Source organism: Leptospira barantonii (genome assembly GCF_002811925.1).
GTDB classification, from domain to species: Bacteria; Spirochaetota; Leptospiria; order Leptospirales; family Leptospiraceae; genus Leptospira; species Leptospira barantonii.
Window position 1 is genome coordinate 795,294 of the sequence record NZ_NPDS01000001.1, and the last position, 18,819, is coordinate 814,112.

General features: G+C 44.6%; 15 protein-coding genes. 7 read left to right on the forward strand and 8 right to left on the reverse strand.

The window, feature by feature from the left end; translation table 11 throughout:
• Nucleotides 1-5: 5 nt before the first annotated feature.
• From purL to ileS, 3 genes are read left to right on the forward strand one after another with little or no spacing between them, the layout of a single operon-like run.
• Nucleotides 6-2,243 carry a phosphoribosylformylglycinamidine synthase subunit PurL gene (gene purL / locus CH367_RS03865; protein WP_100761135.1) on the forward strand — a complete coding sequence of 746 codons (2,238 nt, stop codon included), beginning with the start codon at nt 6-8 and terminating at the stop codon, nt 2,241-2,243.
• 14 nt (nt 2,244-2,257) lie between these two features.
• Nucleotides 2,258-2,911 (forward strand): leucine-rich repeat domain-containing protein, encoded by a 654-nt coding sequence (locus CH367_RS03870; protein WP_100761136.1) that lies wholly within the window; start codon nt 2,258-2,260, stop codon nt 2,909-2,911.
• Nucleotides 2,912-2,918: 7 nt separating this feature from the next.
• Nucleotides 2,919-5,663: an isoleucine--tRNA ligase gene (ileS, locus tag CH367_RS03875; RefSeq protein ID WP_100761137.1), complete on the forward strand. Its 2,745-nt coding sequence runs from the start codon at nt 2,919-2,921 to the stop codon at nt 5,661-5,663.
• Between the two features lie 150 nt (nt 5,664-5,813).
• Here the strand turns inward: ileS and CH367_RS03880 are convergent, their stop codons facing one another.
• Both CH367_RS03880 and CH367_RS03885 read right to left on the reverse strand, forming a co-directional pair.
• Nucleotides 5,814-6,554: an LA_1326/LA_4305 family lipoprotein gene (locus CH367_RS03880; RefSeq protein ID WP_100761138.1), complete on the reverse strand. Its 741-nt coding sequence runs from the start codon at nt 6,552-6,554 to the stop codon at nt 5,814-5,816.
• Nucleotides 6,551-6,919, reverse strand: coding sequence for an STAS domain-containing protein (locus CH367_RS03885; protein ID WP_084492223.1), 369 nt, complete (start codon nt 6,917-6,919; stop codon nt 6,551-6,553). The genes CH367_RS03880 and CH367_RS03885 overlap by 4 nt, the downstream gene beginning before the upstream one ends.
• Before the next feature lie 121 nt (nt 6,920-7,040).
• Here CH367_RS03885 and CH367_RS03890 point away from each other — a divergent pair, with 121 nt between their 5' ends.
• Genes CH367_RS03890 through CH367_RS03900 form a run of 3 tightly spaced genes read left to right on the forward strand, consistent with a single transcriptional unit; the run spans nt 7,041 to nt 10,196 of the window.
• Entirely contained in the window at nt 7,041-8,909 is a 1,869-nt protein-coding gene (locus CH367_RS03890) for a hypothetical protein (RefSeq protein ID WP_100761139.1), read from the forward strand.
• Between the two features lie 15 nt (nt 8,910-8,924).
• Nucleotides 8,925-9,644 carry a carbon-nitrogen hydrolase family protein gene (locus CH367_RS03895; RefSeq protein WP_100761140.1) on the forward strand — a complete coding sequence of 240 codons (720 nt, stop codon included), beginning with the start codon at nt 8,925-8,927 and terminating at the stop codon, nt 9,642-9,644.
• A 24-nt stretch (nt 9,645-9,668) separates the two neighbouring features.
• Nucleotides 9,669-10,196 (forward strand): YcxB family protein, encoded by a 528-nt coding sequence (locus tag CH367_RS03900; RefSeq protein WP_100761141.1) that lies wholly within the window; start codon nt 9,669-9,671, stop codon nt 10,194-10,196.
• 66 nt (nt 10,197-10,262) lie between these two features.
• Here the strand turns inward: CH367_RS03900 and CH367_RS03905 are convergent, their stop codons facing one another.
• From CH367_RS03905 to CH367_RS03925, 5 genes are read right to left on the reverse strand one after another with little or no spacing between them, the layout of a single operon-like run.
• A complete protein-coding gene (locus CH367_RS03905) occupies nt 10,263-11,330 on the reverse strand; it encodes an AI-2E family transporter (protein WP_100761142.1) in 1,068 nt (355 codons plus the stop codon).
• Nucleotides 11,323-11,850, reverse strand: coding sequence for a cyclic nucleotide-binding domain-containing protein (locus CH367_RS03910; protein ID WP_100761143.1), 528 nt, complete (start codon nt 11,848-11,850; stop codon nt 11,323-11,325). The genes CH367_RS03905 and CH367_RS03910 overlap by 8 nt, the downstream gene beginning before the upstream one ends.
• Before the next feature lie 4 nt (nt 11,851-11,854).
• Complete coding sequence (locus CH367_RS03915; RefSeq protein WP_100761144.1) at nt 11,855-12,403, reverse strand: lipoprotein signal peptidase; 549 nt, start codon at nt 12,401-12,403, stop codon at nt 11,855-11,857.
• Nucleotides 12,400-14,121 (reverse strand): ABC1 kinase family protein, encoded by a 1,722-nt coding sequence (locus CH367_RS03920; protein ID WP_100761145.1) that lies wholly within the window; start codon nt 14,119-14,121, stop codon nt 12,400-12,402. The genes CH367_RS03915 and CH367_RS03920 overlap by 4 nt, the downstream gene beginning before the upstream one ends.
• 11 nt (nt 14,122-14,132) lie before the next feature.
• The gene (locus CH367_RS03925; protein ID WP_100761146.1) at nt 14,133-15,392 is read right to left on the reverse strand and encodes a Gfo/Idh/MocA family oxidoreductase; all 1,260 of its coding nucleotides are present in this window, start codon (nt 15,390-15,392) and stop codon (nt 14,133-14,135) included.
• A gap of 453 nt (nt 15,393-15,845) precedes the next feature.
• Between CH367_RS03925 and CH367_RS03930 the strand changes: the two genes are divergently transcribed.
• Nucleotides 15,846-18,356: a N,N-dimethylformamidase beta subunit family domain-containing protein gene (locus CH367_RS03930; protein ID WP_165783204.1), complete on the forward strand. Its 2,511-nt coding sequence runs from the start codon at nt 15,846-15,848 to the stop codon at nt 18,354-18,356.
• Between the two features lie 29 nt (nt 18,357-18,385).
• On the opposite strand, the gene CH367_RS03935 is transcribed toward CH367_RS03930, so the two are convergent.
• Nucleotides 18,386-18,778, reverse strand: a complete 393-nt coding sequence (locus tag CH367_RS03935; protein ID WP_100761148.1) for a hypothetical protein — start codon at nt 18,776-18,778, stop codon at nt 18,386-18,388.
• Between the last annotated feature and the right edge of the window lie 41 nt (nt 18,779-18,819).

Consider the following 18,819-nt stretch of genomic DNA (forward strand, 5'->3'; position numbering starts at 1 on the left):
AATCGATGGAAAAAGAAGCCGTCTCCCTACAAGACGCCCTGGAACACGGGCTTACCTCAGAAGAATTTCAGAAGATCCAGGAAATCCTGGGCAGAATCCCGAACTCGACCGAACTCGGAATTTTTTCCGCGATGTGGTCGGAACATTGTTCTTATAAAAACTCGATTCTAAAATTAAAAACTCTTCCGACATCTTCGGATAAACTGCTTGCAAAAGCGGGCGAAGAGAACGCGGGCGCGATGGATATCGGCGACGGTCTCGCGGTCGTTTTTAAAATCGAAAGTCACAACCACCCGACAGCGGTGGAACCGTATCAAGGAGCGGCCACGGGTGTCGGTGGAATTATGAGAGATATCTTTACGATGGGCGCGCGTCCGATCGTATCTCTCAATTCTCTTCGATTCGGAAATCCCGACGAACCAAGAAATAAATATCTTCTTTCCAGAGCGGTGAAAGGAATCGGCGACTACGGAAATTCTCTCGGGATCGCGGTTTCGGGCGGAGAACTTTTTATCGACGAGTGTTTTTCCAAGAATCCATTGGTGAACGCGATGACAGTCGGAATCGTTCGTCACGATCAAATGGCGAGCGCGACCACCGGCGGACAAATCGGAAACGCGGTTTATATCGTCGGAGCAACGACCGGAAGAGACGGAATTCACGGAGCTTCTTTCGCGTCGAAAGATCTTTCCAAAGAATCGGAATCGAAACGTTCCGCGGTTCAAGTCGGCGATCCGTTTATGGAAAAGCTGTTGATGGAAGCGAGTCTCGAAGCGATTCAAAAAGGACTTTTGATCGGAATTCAGGACATGGGCGCGGCGGGAATTTCCTGCGCGACTTCCGAGATGAGCGCAAAAGGTCAGACCGGGATGAGAATCGATCTTGACCTCGTTCCTTTTCGTGAAACCGGAATGAACGCTTATGAAGCGATGCTTTCCGAATCTCAGGAAAGAATGCTCGTAGTTCCTAAAAAAGGAAAAGAAAACGAACTCGTATCTATATTCGAAAAATGGAATTTAAACGCCGTCAAAATCGGAGAAGTGACTTCGGACGGAATGATCGAAATTCACATGGATGGAAAGCTGAAGGCGAAAATCCCCGCCGAATCACTCGTGTTAGGCGGCGGAGCTCCCCGTTACGAAAGGGAAACCAAACGTCCTGCCTACTTGGATGCGGTAAAAACTTGGAAACAGGATTCCATCTCCGATGTGACCGCGGGCGCAAACACAAAAGACGTGTTGCTCAAGATCATTTCCTCATGGAATGTTTGTTCGAGAAGACCGATCACGGAACAATACGACAGCGAAGTCGGTTTAGTAAAACTCATCGGACCCGGACTCGACGGCGGATTGTCCTCGATTCCCGATACGAATAAGGCTCTTGCAACCGCAACCGATTGTAACTCGAGATATACGTATCTCGATCCTTACAAGGGCGCGGAGTTCGCGGTATGTGAAGCGGCTCGAAACGTTTACGTAACGGGAGCCGCGCCGTACGGAGTGACGAACAATCTTAATTTCGCAAATCCTTATATTCCGGAAAACTACTATATGTTTTCCGAATGTATTCGCGGGATGGGAGACGCTTGCCGTTTTCTCGAACTTCCCGTTACGGGCGGAAACGTGTCCTTCTACAACGAATCCCCCGAAGGACCGATTTTCCCGACTCCTACGATCGGCATGGTGGGAATTCTTCAAGATAAAACAAAACTTCTTTCCAATTTTCCGAAGTCCGCTGGGATCGAACTCGCGGTTCTTGGAAACTTTCGTCCTTCACTTGGGGGAAGCGAATACTTGAAGAAGATTCACGGTCAGGTCAACGGAAGTATTCCCGAGCTCGACATCAAAGAGGAATTAGAACTTTGTAAACTGATTCTTTCCTTAAACGAAAAAGGAATCTTAAAATCCGCAAGAGATCTTTCTCTCGGAGGAATTTCGATCGCTCTTTCCAAAACCGTTCTTTTCAGCGGACTCGGAATCGAAGCGGATCTTGCTTCCCTCAAACAGGATCGTCTCGATCTTACCTTGTTCGGAGAATCCTCCACTGCGGTTCTTGTCGGAATCGACTCGGCTTCGAAAGAAGAGGTTCGCAAACAAGCGGAAGCGAAAGGACTGAAGTATTATCCGATCGGAAAAACGACTTCTTCCGGTTCCTTGGAAATCAAGGATATCGCTTTGAAAGTTTCCTTCGCCGAATTGAACGAACCCTATGAAAAAGGTTTAGAGCAAGTTTTTGCTTTATAAAGAGGAATCGAAGAATGAATTCAACCTTGTCAAAAAAACTCGTGATCGTCCTTGTCCTTCTTTTGTCAGCGATCTTCTGGATCGATTGTAAAAAGAACGCGGAAGAAATTTTGGAAGAAGCAAAGGCTAAACCGGAATCGGTTCAGGTTCTGGACTTGGGAATGCAGAAGTTGACTGCGGTTCCCGAAAGTGTTTGCGGTTTTCCGAGTCTTACCAAGCTGGATCTACGTTTGAACAGTCTTACTTCGCTTCCCGAGTTTATCGGAGAATGTAAGAATCTGGAACAACTCAATCTTTTCGGAAACGATCTGACTTCGATTCCATCATCCTTTTCTAAATTAAAAAATTTGAAAGTGTTACTCGCGGGTAGCAACGATCTGACCGTTCTTCCTTCCGAACTTCTGTTTTTGCCGTTGATAAAGACGTTGTATCTGGATCAGAATAAACTCGTTCTAAACGAAACGGACGTGGAAATTCTCGCGTCCCTTTCCGGTTTGGAGGAATTGGATCTGAATTTGAACTCCGGGATTAAGGCCCTTCCGTCCAATTACGAAAAACTGAAGAGTTTGACTCGTTTAAAAAGATTGAATATTAAAAAAACGTCATTGAAAGGCGAGGACGCGGACAAACTGCAGGCGCTCCTCCCGAACACAAAAATCGACTATTGATACGACTATGAGCGAAACCCAAAAAGAAAATCCGTATTCTTCCACAGTCCTTTTACCAAAAACGGACTTCCCGATGAAAGCCGATCTCGCCAAAAGGGAACCGGCCCAGATCCAAGCTTGGAAATCGGGCCAGATCTTTCGAAAGATGAAAGAACATAGAAAGGGAAAAAAAGAATTCGTTCTTCACGACGGTCCTCCGTATGCGAACGGAAATTTTCACTTGGGTCATTCTCTCAATAAGATTCTCAAGGATACGATCGTTAAATCGAAGTCTCTCGCGGGATATTACGCGGATATGATTCCCGGTTGGGATTGTCACGGACTTCCGATCGAGGTTCAGGTTTTAAAGAATCTCGGAAAAAAAGCGCGCGAAACCGGACCCGAAGAACTCAGACAACTTTGTAGAAACTACGCTGAAGAATTCGTGGGAAAACAAAGCGAGGATCTAAGTCGTTTTCTTTGTTTTTGGGAAGACGGAAGAATTTACAAAACCATGTCCCCCGATTTCGAAGCGAGAATCGTGGAAGTATTCGGCGAACTTTTTCAAAAAGGTTATGTTTACCGCGGTAAAAAACCCGTATATTGGTCGATCGACCTCGCAACCGCGCACGCGGAAGCAGAGATCGAATACTATCCTCACGTTTCTCCTTCGATTTACGTAAAGTTTCCGGTGATCGGCGCGCCGAATCGTTTTTGTCTGATTTGGACGACCACTCCTTGGACTCTTCCCGCGAATCTTGCGATCTGCTTTAACAAGAAAATCGAATATTCGATTTTTAAAGCGGAAGCCGGAGAAGAACTCATTCTCGCGGACGGACTCGCGGAAAGCGTGACTAACGCAACCGGAGTGTCGCTTAACAAATTAAAGCCGATCTCTTCGGACGAATTGGCGGCTCTGAAATTTCAACACCCTTTTATAGATCGTGTTTCCATTCCTTTGTTCGGCGATCACGTGACTTTGGACGCGGGAACCGGTTGTGTTCATACGGCTCCCGGTCACGGTCAGGACGACTATAAAGTCGGTCTTGCGGCCGGACTCGAACCGTTTTCTCCGGTCGACGACTACGGAAGATATACGGACGAATTCCCTCTCATGCAGGGTAAAAAAGTTTTCGATGCGAATCCTGAAATCGTTCAGCTTTTGAAAGACAAGGGAATGCTTTTGCATTACAGCGAGTTCGAACATTCTTACCCGCACAGTTGGAGAAGTAAAAAACCTTTGATCTTCCGCGCGACTCCGCAGTGGTTCTTTAAAATGGACTTCAACGAACTTCGCGAAAAATCACTTTCCGCAATCGACGGAATTCAATGGGTTCCTTCTTGGGGAATCACTCGGATTCGTTCCATGGTCGAGACAAGACCCGATTGGTGTTTGTCTCGTCAGAGAAACTGGGGAGTTCCGATTCCCGCGTTCACTTGCGAGTCTTGCGGAGAAACTCATCTCGATAACGCATCGATTCAATTCTTTACAAAGATGGTTCGCGAAAAAGGAATCGAAATCTGGTATTCCGAAAAAGCCGCGGACCTTCTTCCTCCGGGAACGAAGTGCGGAAAATGCGGAAGCGATTCCTTTAAAAAAGGAAACGATATTCTGGACGTTTGGTTCGACTCCGGAGTTTCCAGCTTTGCGGTGTTAGACGAACGTAAGAACGAACCGCCGGCGGATCTTTATCTCGAAGGTTCGGATCAGCACAGAGGTTGGTTCCAATCTTCCTTATGGCCTTCGATGGCTCTGAGAGGAATCCCACCTTACAAAACGGTTCTCACACACGGTTATGTTTTGGACGAAAAAGGACATCCTATGTCCAAGTCGCTCGGAAACGGAATCGATCCTACTACCGACGTCATTCACGTTTACGGAGCGGATATTCTTCGTTTGTGGGTGAGTTCTCTGGACTTCAGAGACGATATCAAAGTAGGAAAGGACGCTCATAAGATCGTTTCCGAACAGTATCGTAAGATCCGAAACACGTTCCGTTATCTTCTCGGAAACCTGGACGGTCATACTTCCGAAAAAAATCTTCCCTTCGAAGAACTCGAAGAGGTGGATCGATTTTATCTTTCGAAACTTTCCCAGTTCGTGGAAGACGCGGTTGCGAGTTATGAAACGTATCAGTTTCATCAGATTTATCAGAAGTTGATCTTATTCTGCACGGTCACTCTTTCCCAAGATTATTTCGATATGATTCGGGATAGAATGTACTGCGACTCGAGAGATTCCAAAACGAGAAGATCTTCGGCGACGGCGTTACAACATATTCTGGAAACGTTATGTATTCTTACCGCTCCGATTTTGAGTTTTACGGCCGAAGAGGTATGGGCGTCTAACGGTAAAAAAGAATCCGTGTTTCTCCAGACCTTTCCCGATCTGAAATCGTGGAAGAATTCCGCACTTGAAGAAAAATTCGAATCCGCGTTGCAGGCGAGAGAAGCGGTTCAAAAGGCTTTGGAAATCGCAAGACAGGACGGTAAACTCGGCAAATCCCTCGAAGCCGGTTTGGAAATCGTTTCCAAAAACGGAAACAATCTCGGCAAACTTCTTCCTAAGGAAACCTTGGAATTACTTTTTGTCGTATCGCAGGTTCACGAGAAAAATCCTGGAATGGAAATTCTTTCCTCTCATGAAAACGAAAAATTCTCCGTTAAGGTTCTTAAACCTTCTCAGGGAGAATGTCCTCGTTGTTGGAGACATACCGAAGACATTTCCAAGGACGGAGATCTTTGCGGCCGTTGTAAGTCGGTGGTAGGTTAGATAGAATTGAAAACGATCGATTTTTCGATCGTTAACGTTTCACCGATCTTAAAATAAAAAAGGGAGAATGTCCGCTCCGCGTCTTGCGCGTGAGTTTGGAAAATTCTCCCTTTTTTGTTAAGCTAAGTCGTTTAAATCGTTTAACAACGATCAGCCGCCGGGGCGATCGTTTTCATCGGTGAGTTTGCGGATTTCGTTTCTTTTTCTCGGTTTAAACTTATACTGGTCGAGTCGTTCCGAGTTGTAGACCACCCATTTCCGATTCGGAATATTCCGAACCAATTGAAATTGAACCGCTCCGTTATCGCTAATCTCCGTTCCGTCCGATACGTGAGTGAGATTGATCGCCTTGATGTCCGTCCAAAGAGCGAAGTCGAGCCCGACCGCCTTGTCCACGATTTCCTTTTTGATTTTTCCGAAGACTACGTTGATTTTATCCTTTTCGCCCCAGATCAACGTTGTCGTCAATTCCTCGGTCGAGATAACGGATTGAATGTCGTCGTATTTCGAAATCATGACGAGAAGTTTGTTCTCGGGTAGCGATTTGATGACGTAGGGAAGATCTCTCGCTATGATTTCCAATTCTCCGTCCGAAAAGACGTGATCGGTAAAAAAACCGAGAGAGGATTTTTTCACGTATTTCAGATTCCCTAAGATATCCTTCCATTGTTCCGAAGTAAGCTGATTCGGATGAGTGAATGGGCCGGGAGCCACGAGTTCGTCGAACTGATCCACCTTGGATGGATTGATCTTAAAATAAGCGACTTCTTCGGAGTTGTAGAGTAGGTTTTGGTTTTTTGTCCAGAAGAAGAGGCTTCTTTCTTGGACCCAAGAACACTGAACGAAAAGAAGAATGAAAAACGGCGAGAAAAATTTGAATGTAGGTTTCATTTGGAATTTTGATCCACAAACTCCTGAAAAATCGGATACTTGTTTAGAAACTCTTCATTCGTATAAAGGTTCACAATTTTGTCCAGTCCCGATAGTCGAAACACCGAGTTTAGGGATTTATTGAGGCCGAAAATGTTAACAGTTCCGTTTTTTTCGCGGATTTGATTTCTTACTTTGATGATGATGCCGATTCCCGAGGAGTCAATGAATTTGACCTTTCCGAGAAAAAAACTGATGATTTCCGGATTTCCGGTTTTAACGGATTCTTCGAATTCGTAATAAAAATCCCGCGAATTATCCATAAGAATATCTTCAAGAACGCTAAGAACGATGTGGTTCTCTCGTATCTCGCTTCGGATTATCATCAGATCGAAAAAACACCTGGAAGAAAGGTCTGTCAAGAAGTAAAATGAATCAGTATCTTTCTTGATTTATTTCTCAGAACTGCAAATTTGAACTGAGACGCGGGATTGCAAGGGTTGCATTATGGCTGAGTTCGATAAGACAAAACGCTCCATCGGAGTGAATAACCTGGATGATAAAGCCAGGAAAGAAATGTTTGATAAATTCCAGTCCGCTGGCGGCAAGGTCGTCAACGACAAGGATAAAAAGAAAGAAGAAGCCGCGTCCAAAAATCAACCCAACATTCGTCAAGGTCAAAGAAGCCAGGCCGGCGGAAGAGATTCTTCGTCTCGCGGAGGAAGCGGATCTTCCGCATCCCGTTCGGGTTCCGGTGTCGGAAAAGGTGGTGGGGCCGTCGGAGGACCGAAGGGACCGAGCCCGAGAGACAGAAAGGCGCTCGAAGACGAGATGGGAAACTTCATCAATCGTCTTTCCGTTCGAATCAAATGCTGGTTGGGAAGGGTCACCGGATTTTCCTCATCCGAATTGTTACCCGGTTTTATGTCGGAGTTCAATCTTTCCGGAAAAAAATCCCTATTGGAATTGAACTTCGTAGGAAACGATATTCTCGGGAACCCTGCTTACGCGGGTAAAATCGCGAAGGAACTCGACGCTCAGAATCCGCTCTACATAGAACTTCTGGGAAGAATGCACAAGATTTACGACAACGGCGAAGTCAATCAGGTGCTAGAACCGCATAACGCGGCTCCCGATCTGCCCGTTTCCATTTCGAGAGTAAAAGATCCGTTATATTCGATTTTTAGAAAATTATACTATGTTTATCCGTTTCAAGGAAGTTACGTAAAGGCGATCACTCTCGGTTACGCCGCTCTTGAAAAACTCGAAGGAAAACCTTCCAGCATTTACAACACGAAGAAAAAACGCGCTCTTCAGGAATTCGATTATCTATTCGGAACTCTTTTCGAAAAACTCTATCTTGTAGTTCTCAGAAACGAAAACAAAAATATCCCTCTTTTGAGCAATACGATGGAAGGTGTCCTCGGAATTTTTCCGGAGGAAAAACCCGGTCATAGACAACAAGGGGAAGAATTGGACGAGATCTCCGGCGGCGCGGCTCCCGAAGAGGAAGCTCCCGTCGAAGAGAAAAAAGAGGAAACCAATCCCGAAGATTCCCTCAGCAAAGAGCTCAAATACGGTTTGAAGTTGATGAGAATGCTTCCTCTCGATCAGCTTCGTAAAAAACACGATCCTAAGGGAGAATATGAAATTCTGCCTTCCGGCGATAAGGCATTTTTAACCTGGCTTTTCTTTAAGGAATTCGACGCCGAATATTCTTTCGTGATGACCACGAAGAAGATAGAGATCAAACCTACGATTGTAAACGGTTCGAAAGTGGATTATCGCGAGAAGATGATCGACCACTACGAAACGACAAGAGCTTCGATCGAACAGTTTAGAATCTACGATCAATATTATAAAGAACTAAAGAACCATCTCAAAAATCCCGGAGCCAACTACATAGAGGCTTCCAAAAAAACGACTTCTCTCGAAACGAAACGAAGCCAACAATCCAGAAACGTTCGGGTTACGGTAAAAGAATTCGTGGAGAAAACCGCGGAGATTCTCGAGAAACTGATAGCCGACATGAAATCCAAAAAGGAAATCGTGACCAACATGGACGAACTGATGAGTTTCGATCTGATGGAATCGAGAAGAAGACTGAATAAAAAACCGATCAAACAGTGTATTATGGAAGCTTACTGTTTTGCGATCGCGTTTACGGGTCGTTTGGAAAGCGGGGATCTTTTTGGCGGCGTCACGGAACTTTCACCGGAAGAAATGGAAAAGGAATTCGGAATCAAAACGGAACAACCTTCCGGAGGAGAATCCGATCTGGGAATTCCGGGTGGTGGCGCCGGGGCGGCCGACGGTTCCGCCGAAAATCTGGATGCGGATTCCTTAGGTGTGGATCCTTCCATCCTGGGCGATTGATCGGGCGGTTCTCCATTGGCATCGGCAAAGGTCACACTCTTTCAGAAACAGATCAATCAACCCGTTTCCTCGGATCAAAAATCGAAACTCTCCAAAGAGAAATCGGATTTTCTTCTTTTACCGGAATACTTCCCGTTATACGATTCGTCTTCCACACCCGAAAAACTCGCGGATAAATCCAAATTTTTATCGGACGAGTTGTTGCAAATTTCTGAATATTATAAAGGCGTAATTATCGGCGGTTCGATTTTCAGAAAGGACGATTCCGGCAAACTGAGAATCAGCGTTCCGATCGTTCAAAACGTGGTCGTCGTGGATTGGTACGATAAAAGGGAACTTTCTCCCGAGGAAAATGCCGCTGTTCCCGGAGACGCCGAGACGATCTTTATTATGGGCGGTTTCCGTTTCGGAATCGTCGCGGGTAACGAAATCAAAAATCAAACGCGTCTGGAAGAATTGAAGTCCCAGAATGTGAACCTTCTTTTTCACATCGATTCCGTCTTGGAATCCGATTCTTCGCACGCACAAGACCTGGAACGTTATGCGAAACTGTCCTCGCAGTTCGATATTTTTATCGCTAGGGTGGGCGGAGTCGGTTCGGCTTTGGGTCGTAAGGGAATCGGCAGAAGTCTTTTGTCGACTTCCTCGGGCGTAAACTGGAAGGTCGCGGAGTCCGAAAAGGACAAAGAAGTGATTAAAACCGTCACGATCAACGGCGTAAACGGTTTGTTCTAAGGTCCGCGAAGATCCGCATTCGATATGAAACTCAACTTTGCGTTAAACGAACAAGACGTTATCAATTTTAATCTATATCATTTTAGAAATTCCAAGTTCACACAGAAGAGACTTTTTTTTCTAAGGTTGTTGATCCCGGTTTGGGCGGTTCTTGTGTTTCTTTTTCTCAATCGGGAGAATTTGAATCTTACGTCGATTCTTTGGAATTCTCCCTTGTTCGTGTTCGGAATTCTTTGGTATTTTTATTCGGACAAACTCTATTACTGGAGATTGAAGAATAACGTAAAAAATCTTCTGAAAGAAGGACACAATCACGGAATGGTCGGAGTTCAAAACGTGGAACTGGCCGACGACGTTCTTATCGTGGAAAACGAATCCGGAACGTTTCGACATGTGTTAAAGGCGATTCATCGTTTGGAAGAAGGAGACGGATATCTTTTCTTATACGTGACGTCGCTCAGCGCGTTTATCGTTCCTCTGAACGTTTTTCAGAATTCGGAAAAGGAAACGTTCGTAAATCGGATTCGAAACGCGAACCCGAACCTACATTAAACAAATTTAAAGCGATTGGTATCGTATCCGATTTTTAGAGTCGAATCGGACGAATCACAACGTTCTTTAAAGAAGATTGTGATCTTTCATAGAACTGTAAAGTGTTTGAATCGTAACCTTTAAGATCGCGGCCATCGGCACTGCGATCAACATTCCCACCAAACCCAAAGCCGCTCCGCCTACGGTCACCGCGCCCACGACTACGATCGGATGTAAGGAAACGGAACCCGAAATCACGATCGGCTGGATAAAAAAGTTATCAATGATCTGAGCGATCAAAACCACGATCAAGATCGAAGTCATCAGTTCCGTTGCTCCGGTTCCTCCGATGACGAGCGCGAAGAACAAAGGGGGAATCGCTCCCATGATCGGACCGAGATACGGAACCGAGTTCGCAACTCCGAGAAAAAGGCCGAAGATATAAAAGTAGGGAAGACCTATGAAGTAAAATCCTACGCCGGAAACGACGCAGATGATCGCGCTTTGAATCATCAAACTTTTGAGATAGTTCGTGAGTTGTTCGTTGATCTTATAGGTGACCATCAAGGCCATTTCGAAATAACGATTCGGAATCAGAGCGATCAGATTCTTATACATTCCATTTCCGTTTAACAAAAATAAAAATGCGAAGAGAGGAGTGATGATCATATAACCGATCAAAGTGGGAACGTAGGAAACGAAACCTTTGACTTGTTCGTGCATCAACTCGGCGATTTTTTTGATCAGTTCGTCGGGCCGAAGGGTTTCGTTCCAGCTCGAAGGGAATTCGTTGAACTGAAGATTTACGGTTACGGTTAAATATTTGAACTTGGCTTCGTCCAGATCCTGTTTCCAATTTTTTAAAAGAGGATTCAGAGTCGAAACGATCGGAGGTGCGACCGAGTTTATGAAAAGATAAATCGGAATGCTGATGACCAACATAAGAACCGCTATGGAAAGAATGCGGGGAATTCCCAGACTTTCCAGGTTGTTGATCGTTCCGTTAAACGCATAGAAGATCAACAACGCCATCACCATCGGAACGGCGAGAAGTTGAAGACCCCAAAGCGAAACGATGATCGTAAAGGCGACGATTAGAAAAAAACTGGTTCGTATAAAATACTCGGAAAGTTCCTTTCTCGCGGGATCACGCATTCTTTTGTTTTCCTCGGAAGTAAGCCTTTTCCAAAAGACCGTTGGTCCTATGAAGTCTTTCCACGATCACGGTCGATAAGCTCATGAGAATTTCGATTCCGATTCTCGGTTTTGTTTCTATGATTTCTTTTAAGTCGGGTTGAAAGAATCCGAGCAGAGTTGTTTGTTCGAGAGCGATCGCGCTCGCGGTTCTTCTTTCTTCCGTGAAGAGGGAAAGTTCTCCGAAGAACGCGTGGCCGTCGAGATGAGCGAGATCGAGTTCGATTCCGTCTCTTACGGAGCGAATCACCACCGAACCTTGGTATACGAGATAAAATCCGGCTCCGACTTCTCCCTGACGAAAGATGGTTTCACCTTCCTGATATTCTCGAACGTGCACCATCCTTGCGATTTCAATGAGGGTTCTTTTTTTCATTCTCCCGAAAACGGACGTCTCTCTGAGAAAGTGAATGATTTCCTTATTGTTCGCTTCCTTGCGATTGAATAGTTTTCTCCAGATGGGCAGATCGAGGGCTTTCAAGAAATTATTTCTCCTCTTCGAGTTTCATCGTAAAGATAAGAATGGTAAGTCCGATCGTTACGCAGGAATCGGCCACGTTAAACGCGGGCCATCTTGAAAATAAAAGAAAGTCCGGCCAGTCGAAATCGAGAAAGTCGACGACGCCGATGTATTCTCCCATGTTGGGTTGAAATCCGAAACGAAATCCAGTGCCCGGAATTTTTACGAAGAATTTATCCAGAAAATTTCCGAAGGCTCCGGCCATCACAAGGTTCCATCCCCAAGGATTTCCGAGGTCGAAATTTTTCCATCTGTAACCGATGAGAAACACGATCGCAATTCCGGTCGCAACGAGGGAAGGGATCGCGTTGTCTTGAAACGCTCCGAATACGAAACCCGTGTTGAATGTCAGGGTCATTCTGAAAAAACTTCCGAGAACTTCCAGATAACGGTGCGGTTGAAAGTATAGAATGACGAGAAACTTGGTCACGAGATCCAATACGATTCCGATAAAAATGACGGCTAGATAAACGGGACGATAGACGTCTAAAAATCGTTTTTCAAAATATTTCACGGAGAGGTTCCTTTCTTTTTAAGTTTGTTTTTCCAAAATGAATAAAGTAGTACAAGTCCGAAAAATCCCGAGGCTCCGAAAAATCCCCAGCTTTGGATTTCCATTCCTTTTTCGAGATAATAATTTCCGAAATGAATTCCTGCAATCAAGAATCCGCTGTAAAGGATCTGATGCCCGAGGACATACATCTTTCGGGTATGACGTTCGACTTCCCGAAGTTGGATTCCCTGTCGTCCGCGGTTGATGTTCTGGAGTACTTTATAAAATTCTCCCGGAATGGAAAGGGTATTTCCCAAAAGATTCTTATCTTCGTTTAACAAAAGAGACTCCAGTCCGCCTTCTTTGCCGGTGGCGACAGTCCGGAACGGTTTTTCACCGTAATCTAAAACGGTTCTATAAGGATCCAAAATCGCGGTGATCCCTACCAATAAACCAAGGACACGTTCCAGGAAAATGAAATTTTCCGGGATCTGAATCATTCTAAAAATTTCCTTCAAACTCGAGTTGATCTCTTTGAGAAAGAGTCGGTCTTCCCGTGTGTGAATCTGATCCAAAGAAAGATTTCGGAAGTAGTCCGTGTCCGCGACAAAACGCCCGAGTTTTTCCAAAGAATAACGAACGACCTCTTCGAGTTTGTCCCGATCGGCGGAAGCGGACAAGGCTCCTATGTCTTCGAGACCGCCCACAACCCCGTAGTAATCCTTTGCGATCGCCGAAAGGAAGATTTTTTTTAATGCGAATACGCCGCTCGCGCCGATTTCTCCCACGGCTCCGAAGTCGATGAAACAGAGTTTTTCATCGGGCGTATAGATGAGATTTCCTGGATGCGGGTCCGCGTGATAAAAACGATATTGAAAGATCATCAGAACGTAAGCGCGGACGAGAAGTTCCACGGGTCTTGATTTCGCCTGACCTTTGATCACCGGCGTCGCCTTCGTGATCTTAACGCCTTCGATGAACTCCGTTACAAGAACGCTCTTACCCGAAAACTGACGGATCACTTTCGGAAACACATAGTCGGGTTCTTCCGCGAAAAGTTGTCTCATTCGATCGTAGGAATCGGCTTCGAGTTTGAGATCGGTTTCTCTTGTTACGAGATGAGTGATCTCGTCGTGAACCTTCTTGTATTCGAAACGAAAAAGATATCGATTGATTCTTTTTAAGAAGGAGCGTATGTTTTTCAGATCGTTTGCGATTAAGTTTTCGATTCCCGGATACAAAACCTTAACGGCGACCTTTTGTCCTCCGATGGAAGCGACATGAACCTGAGCCGTGGAAGCGCTCGCTTCGGGAACGTTTTTGATATCCGGAAAAACTTTTGTGATTTCTTTGCCGAACTCCAAACGAAACCGTTCTTCCACTTCGGAGAATGGATGGGGTGGAACCCGATCCTGAAGATCCTGAAGAGATTCTGTGAACGAATCCGGAAAGATATGGGAAAGATTTCCGAGATACTGACCGAGTTTGATGTAAACCCCGCCCATGGATAAGAAGAAATTGCGGCTGTCTTCTCCCAAAACACGAAAGAATTTTTCTTGAACGGAGGGGTTTCTATAGGAAGGAAAAAGAATTCTTCCTAGTTTAAAAAACCAGAATATAGCCCAGATCTTTTTCCAAACGAAGGAACTCGCGTTCCAAAATCTCCAAGCGCTACTATGACGCTTATACGACTGGGTTTCCTGAGGTTCGGTTGTTCCGGTTGTGGAAGACACGAGCATAGATAAAAATTCTAAACCTCTAGGATTCTTTTTTCGGCTCCTCTCCGGATCGTATCCAGCAAGGTGAGAATTTGAAGATTCTCCTTCATATCGCCCGTGATCCCGGACGGTTTTCCGGTAAAATGTCGAAAGAGAGAATCGTATAAATTGAGAAACGGATTCGAGCCTGCGGAAGATTTTTCGGAAATTGAAACCGGAGTCAAACTTTTAAATCCCTTATACTTGCGGGAAGGTTTGGATTTCCAATAACGAACCTCGTCGTTTCCGACGAGAAATCGGGCGTCCGTTGTCTGTATGTCCAGCTCGAATTGGAAGTAATTCCGCATTCCTCCTGCTTCCAAAAAAACGGTTTCGCCCTTCGGATAGGTCATGAGCGCCAAGGCCTGTTCTTCCACGGGAGAATGGCGATACGACCGCAAAACGGAAACCACACGGTCGGGCATTCCCAAATACCAAACGAGTAAATCCACTGCGTGAGTTCCGTCATGAAAGAGCGGTCCGGTCTTGTCCAAGATCGCTCGACCCGGATCGCGGGCCGACGTGAGAACGGAAGCTCGGATCGTTTTTACGGGACCGTAGGTTTGTTCCAAGATCCATTTACGAACTTGGATATAAAGGGGATGATATCTTCTTTCGTGATTCACGCGCAGATCGGTTCCGGTTTCTTCACAGAGTTTTGCGAGTTTGCGCGCGAGTTGCAGAGAATGACAAACCGGTTTTTCCACGAGAAGTCTGCGAAATCCGAAGTCGATCGCCTTCTTCGCGAGTTCGTAGTGTGTTTCCGACGGGGTCGCGATGACTACGAGGCAGTTCCGAATGTCGTAGTCGATCGATTCGTTCGCGATTTGTCCCGGTTTTAGTTTGTTTGTGTATGAGTTCCTACTTTTTGTGTGGGAACTCATACTGACCGATGATTGTTTGTCGGAACTTTTTGGGATTGATGAAAAGCCCTTGTTTGTCGCGGTCAAGGTCGGAACTCCGCTCGTTTCGAAAACATCGGAATTCGTTCCGTGATTTTTTGTAGATCGGAATGCCTTCGACCATTCTTGAAAGTCCGAAAAACATGCTTCTTTTGGAATATTCCAATCTTTGCAAAAACGATTTCGTCGTTCCTCCGACGGATCAATCGCTCCGATTAGGGAGAATCTTTTTTTGCCCTGTGCGGAAAAGATCGCGCCTGCGTGCGTGCAAGGATGATTTCGAAGCGAATCCTTTTCAAGTGAGGACGCGATGCGTCCGAGACCGATGAGTAAGACTGGAATTTTGGACATGGATGGATGAGGGAGAATTTATTGCAGATTCCATTGAAATCAAGACTTATTTTCAGTTGGATGAATGTTCATGATTGTGTGAAGAGAAGAATGGAATTACGGTTCGATTTTAAGCAATCCATGGATGATTGTATTTCAGAAAAGCGACTGCTTGAATGTCCATTTATAAAAAGTTTAAACTCTCAATGATTGTGTAGATTTTAACGTACAATTCAAAACGAAATCTTTGCATAAGAATCGTATTTATTATAAAGATAAACTTAGAGTAAAATTATAAAATTTTGAATCCTCTTGACGTTCTTCCGTGCTTGTTCGGATGATGCGAATTCTATGATCCATAAATATCACGTTGTTAAACGAACTCTCTTTCTTTTGATCTCTTTCGTATTTTTTAATTTCTGTAATTCGAATTCGAACACAAACGGTTTGTTTGGGCTTTTGTTTTCGAATAACGTGAAAAATGTATCGATTTCTATCGAAAATCCTCGACTAAGTTTGCAAAGTAACTTACCTTCTACCGCTCCTCGACCCGTATATCAATACGAATATACTGACATGTATGGAAGCCAAGTGTTCTATTATTCTTTTAGCTCCAATACCCCCGCGGCTTGGACCGCGAATGGAGTCGTATTTTATGCTTTTGAAAATCCAAGAACTGGAACCGTTCCTGTATATCAATACTATGCGGTGGATGCCGGCGGCCGATATCGATTTATGTATTCGACCAATTTATACTGCGCTGTTGGAACCAGTTGTGGATGGTATAACAGCGGACCCGCTTTTTATGCATTTCCGAATGCGAGATCTTATACGAGACCTGTTTTCACTTATGTCGTAGATTCTCCTCAACAAAGATTTTTTTATACGGCAAAGCAGATTGTCCCAGTTGGCGGAAATTGGCTTGGTTGGACGAATGCAGGAATAGGCTTTCACGTTCCTCAGATCGGCAGTCAACTACGCACTTCTTCTTTGGAATTGGAGGGTTACAGTTCAACGACTTCCGTTGCGCCCGGAGATACGATTCAATTTTATCTGAACGATCCTATGGCCCAAGGAATTCCTTATAATTTTAAAGCCATATTTTATCGAGTTGAAGCAACGGGTAATCAATCTAAGGGTTTTATTGACGGCGTGCAGATTGATTCTCAAAACGTTGATGGTTGTAAAACAGCAACGGTATCAGTAAATGGGATTGATGGGTGCTCTTGGACTACTACTGTTTCTAAGACGATTCCCGCCGACGGAAGTTGGCCACCGGGCTTATATTTTTTAGACTTAAACCGCCCAATTCTATATGATGAAAAGGAATCACCGAATCACATTTACTTTGTGGTAAGACCGAGCACTCTTGCGTCGACTAGTAATGTGCTTGTGATTCTTCCTTTCTCTACTTGGCAGGCATACAATACATGGGGAGGCACAAGTACCTATGAGGAAATTAATGTGGCTAATCCAGAAACTAATATTGCGTTTTCAGGATATGCTCCATTCAATCGGCCCACTGCAAGTAACATTGGAAGGCATACGGCTTTTATTTCATCGGTGTTAAACAAGAAGGATAGTAACGGTAATAATTATACACTTGAATATGCAAGTGATGTCGATTTACACTCAAATCCTAATTTATTAAATTCATATCAACTTGTGATTATGATGGGCCAGAACGAATACATCTCAAAACCGATGAGGGTCAATTTAGATAACTATGTGATGAATGGTGGGAACTTAGCTGTCTTTGGAGGGAATACGTCTTGGTATCAAATACGATTGGAGAACGATTTGAATGGTAACCCATATAGAAAATTAGTTTGTTTTAAAGAGCGGGATGGCGATTTGACTACCGACCCTTCTTTAAAAACTATTAAATGGAATTTACTTGGTTATCCTGAAAATCAAACCTTTGGTTTGAGTTATCTTTATGGGACTATTTACGGTCCGGAGAAAAATTACTCAGACAATCTTCCTCCTGAGGATCCACATAAGGGTTGGCGACCGGGGACCCCTTTGCAGTTCGAAGTAAAACAATCAAATCACTGGGTTTACGATTCGACCGGAATGCAAGATTTTCAAAGTTTCGGTCTGTTTTATAATGCAGACGGAACCGTTAAAGATGGACTTACCGGGACCAGTTCTGCAGAAGGTGATTCTCTTCACTTTAGATGTGTGAATGACGCGTGTCCTTATGCATATCCGGGAGCAACAGTCGGTAAGAAGTTTTACCCAACTGGAGATGACGGAGCTCCGATCAATTTTCAAATCTTAGCTTATTTGGATGCGATCCCCAATCAGTTAAAGAACTATCAGCATTCGGATAATAACGCGATGGCTGGAAAACATTTCGGTGCTATGATAGGGCTATTTGAAAATAATGGAACTGTGTTCAATGGTGGTCTTTACGATTGGCATCTTGGTTTGGTACATGAAAAAAATGAAAATATATCAAACGTCGTCAGCAAAATCGTATGGAACGTAATCAACAAACTCAGCCAACCAAAAACACTGCTTCAAAAAGCAACGATTGCGATTTATCAATATTCGGATTTGGCTCTTAACGTTCAGAGTTTGTATTACAGTCGTTTACCGTTCCTGCCTAAGAACTTAGTTCGCTATGGACAAGTCGTTTACAAATATGACGGACACGCTTTTTATGCATTCGATCGGGCATTATCGGGAACAGTACCGATCTACCAATATCAAGTTCAAGATCCGAATGGTTTATATAGATTCATGTATTCCCCGAATCAATACTGTCCGGTAGGAACGGGTTGTCTCGGTTGGAATAACATCGGAATTGCATTCTACGCTTATTTGAGTCAGCAACCGGGAACGATCCCTGTTTATGCGTATTCTGCGGATTCACCACAAAGGTTTTTGTATTCTCCGGCATTATATTGTGAGGCGGGAACGAGCTGTTTAGGCTGGTACAACAACGGCCCTGCCTTCTACGTACCAAGTTCAAAGTAGAATTTTTTAAAAAGTCGTCGTGGCCATTCTCAATCGGCCGAAAGTGCAAACTTCCTGGCCGTTTTGGAAACAACCTCGATAACTTCTTCCACGCTCGGCCATTCCGTACAAGGAATGGTCGCTTCGTCTGCAAATCTTTGCGCTTCGAATAAAATCTCGGATGTAATATCGATGGTAGGACGAGTATGCGCGCAAGCGATGTCCAATCGAGCCTTCGTTTTGGAAAGAAGATCCAGCGCTTTCAAAGTATCGTCCCGATACGAACCGCGTTTTGCGAGGTGAATGGACAAAAGCATCGCGTACGCGACGACCGCTTCCCTTTCTTTACCGAATGTGTTCCGAAGATAACGGATAACGTCTCGAATCGAATCATATTCGGAGACTTTGCCAAAATCGGACGCATCGGAAATCGAATCGATCATTTTTGAATTCAAATCCTATTTTAATTTTTGAAAGGTTTCAC

What these genes read in the sequence shown, in the direction of transcription:
- CH367_RS03885 (WP_084492223.1), bottom strand. Translation starts at nt 6,919, where the DNA reads ATGATAATCCGAAGCGAGATACGAGAGAACCACATCGTTCTTAGCGTT.
- CH367_RS03905 (WP_100761142.1), bottom strand. Translation starts at nt 11,330, where the DNA reads ATGCGTGATCCCGCGAGAAAGGAACTTTCCGAGTATTTTATACGAACC.
- ileS (WP_100761137.1), top strand. Translation starts at nt 2,919, where the DNA reads ATGAGCGAAACCCAAAAAGAAAATCCGTATTCTTCCACAGTCCTTTTA.
- purL (WP_100761135.1), top strand. Translation starts at nt 6, where the DNA reads ATGGAAAAAGAAGCCGTCTCCCTACAAGACGCCCTGGAACACGGGCTT.
- CH367_RS03900 (WP_100761141.1), top strand. Translation starts at nt 9,669, where the DNA reads ATGAAACTCAACTTTGCGTTAAACGAACAAGACGTTATCAATTTTAAT.
- CH367_RS03925 (WP_100761146.1), bottom strand. Translation starts at nt 15,392, where the DNA reads ATGTCCAAAATTCCAGTCTTACTCATCGGTCTCGGACGCATCGCGTCC.
- CH367_RS03935 (WP_100761148.1), bottom strand. Translation starts at nt 18,778, where the DNA reads ATGATCGATTCGATTTCCGATGCGTCCGATTTTGGCAAAGTCTCCGAA.
- CH367_RS03920 (WP_100761145.1), bottom strand. Translation starts at nt 14,121, where the DNA reads ATGCTCGTGTCTTCCACAACCGGAACAACCGAACCTCAGGAAACCCAG.
- CH367_RS03880 (WP_100761138.1), bottom strand. Translation starts at nt 6,554, where the DNA reads ATGAAACCTACATTCAAATTTTTCTCGCCGTTTTTCATTCTTCTTTTC.
- CH367_RS03870 (WP_100761136.1), top strand. Translation starts at nt 2,258, where the DNA reads ATGAATTCAACCTTGTCAAAAAAACTCGTGATCGTCCTTGTCCTTCTT.
- CH367_RS03890 (WP_100761139.1), top strand. Translation starts at nt 7,041, where the DNA reads ATGGCTGAGTTCGATAAGACAAAACGCTCCATCGGAGTGAATAACCTG.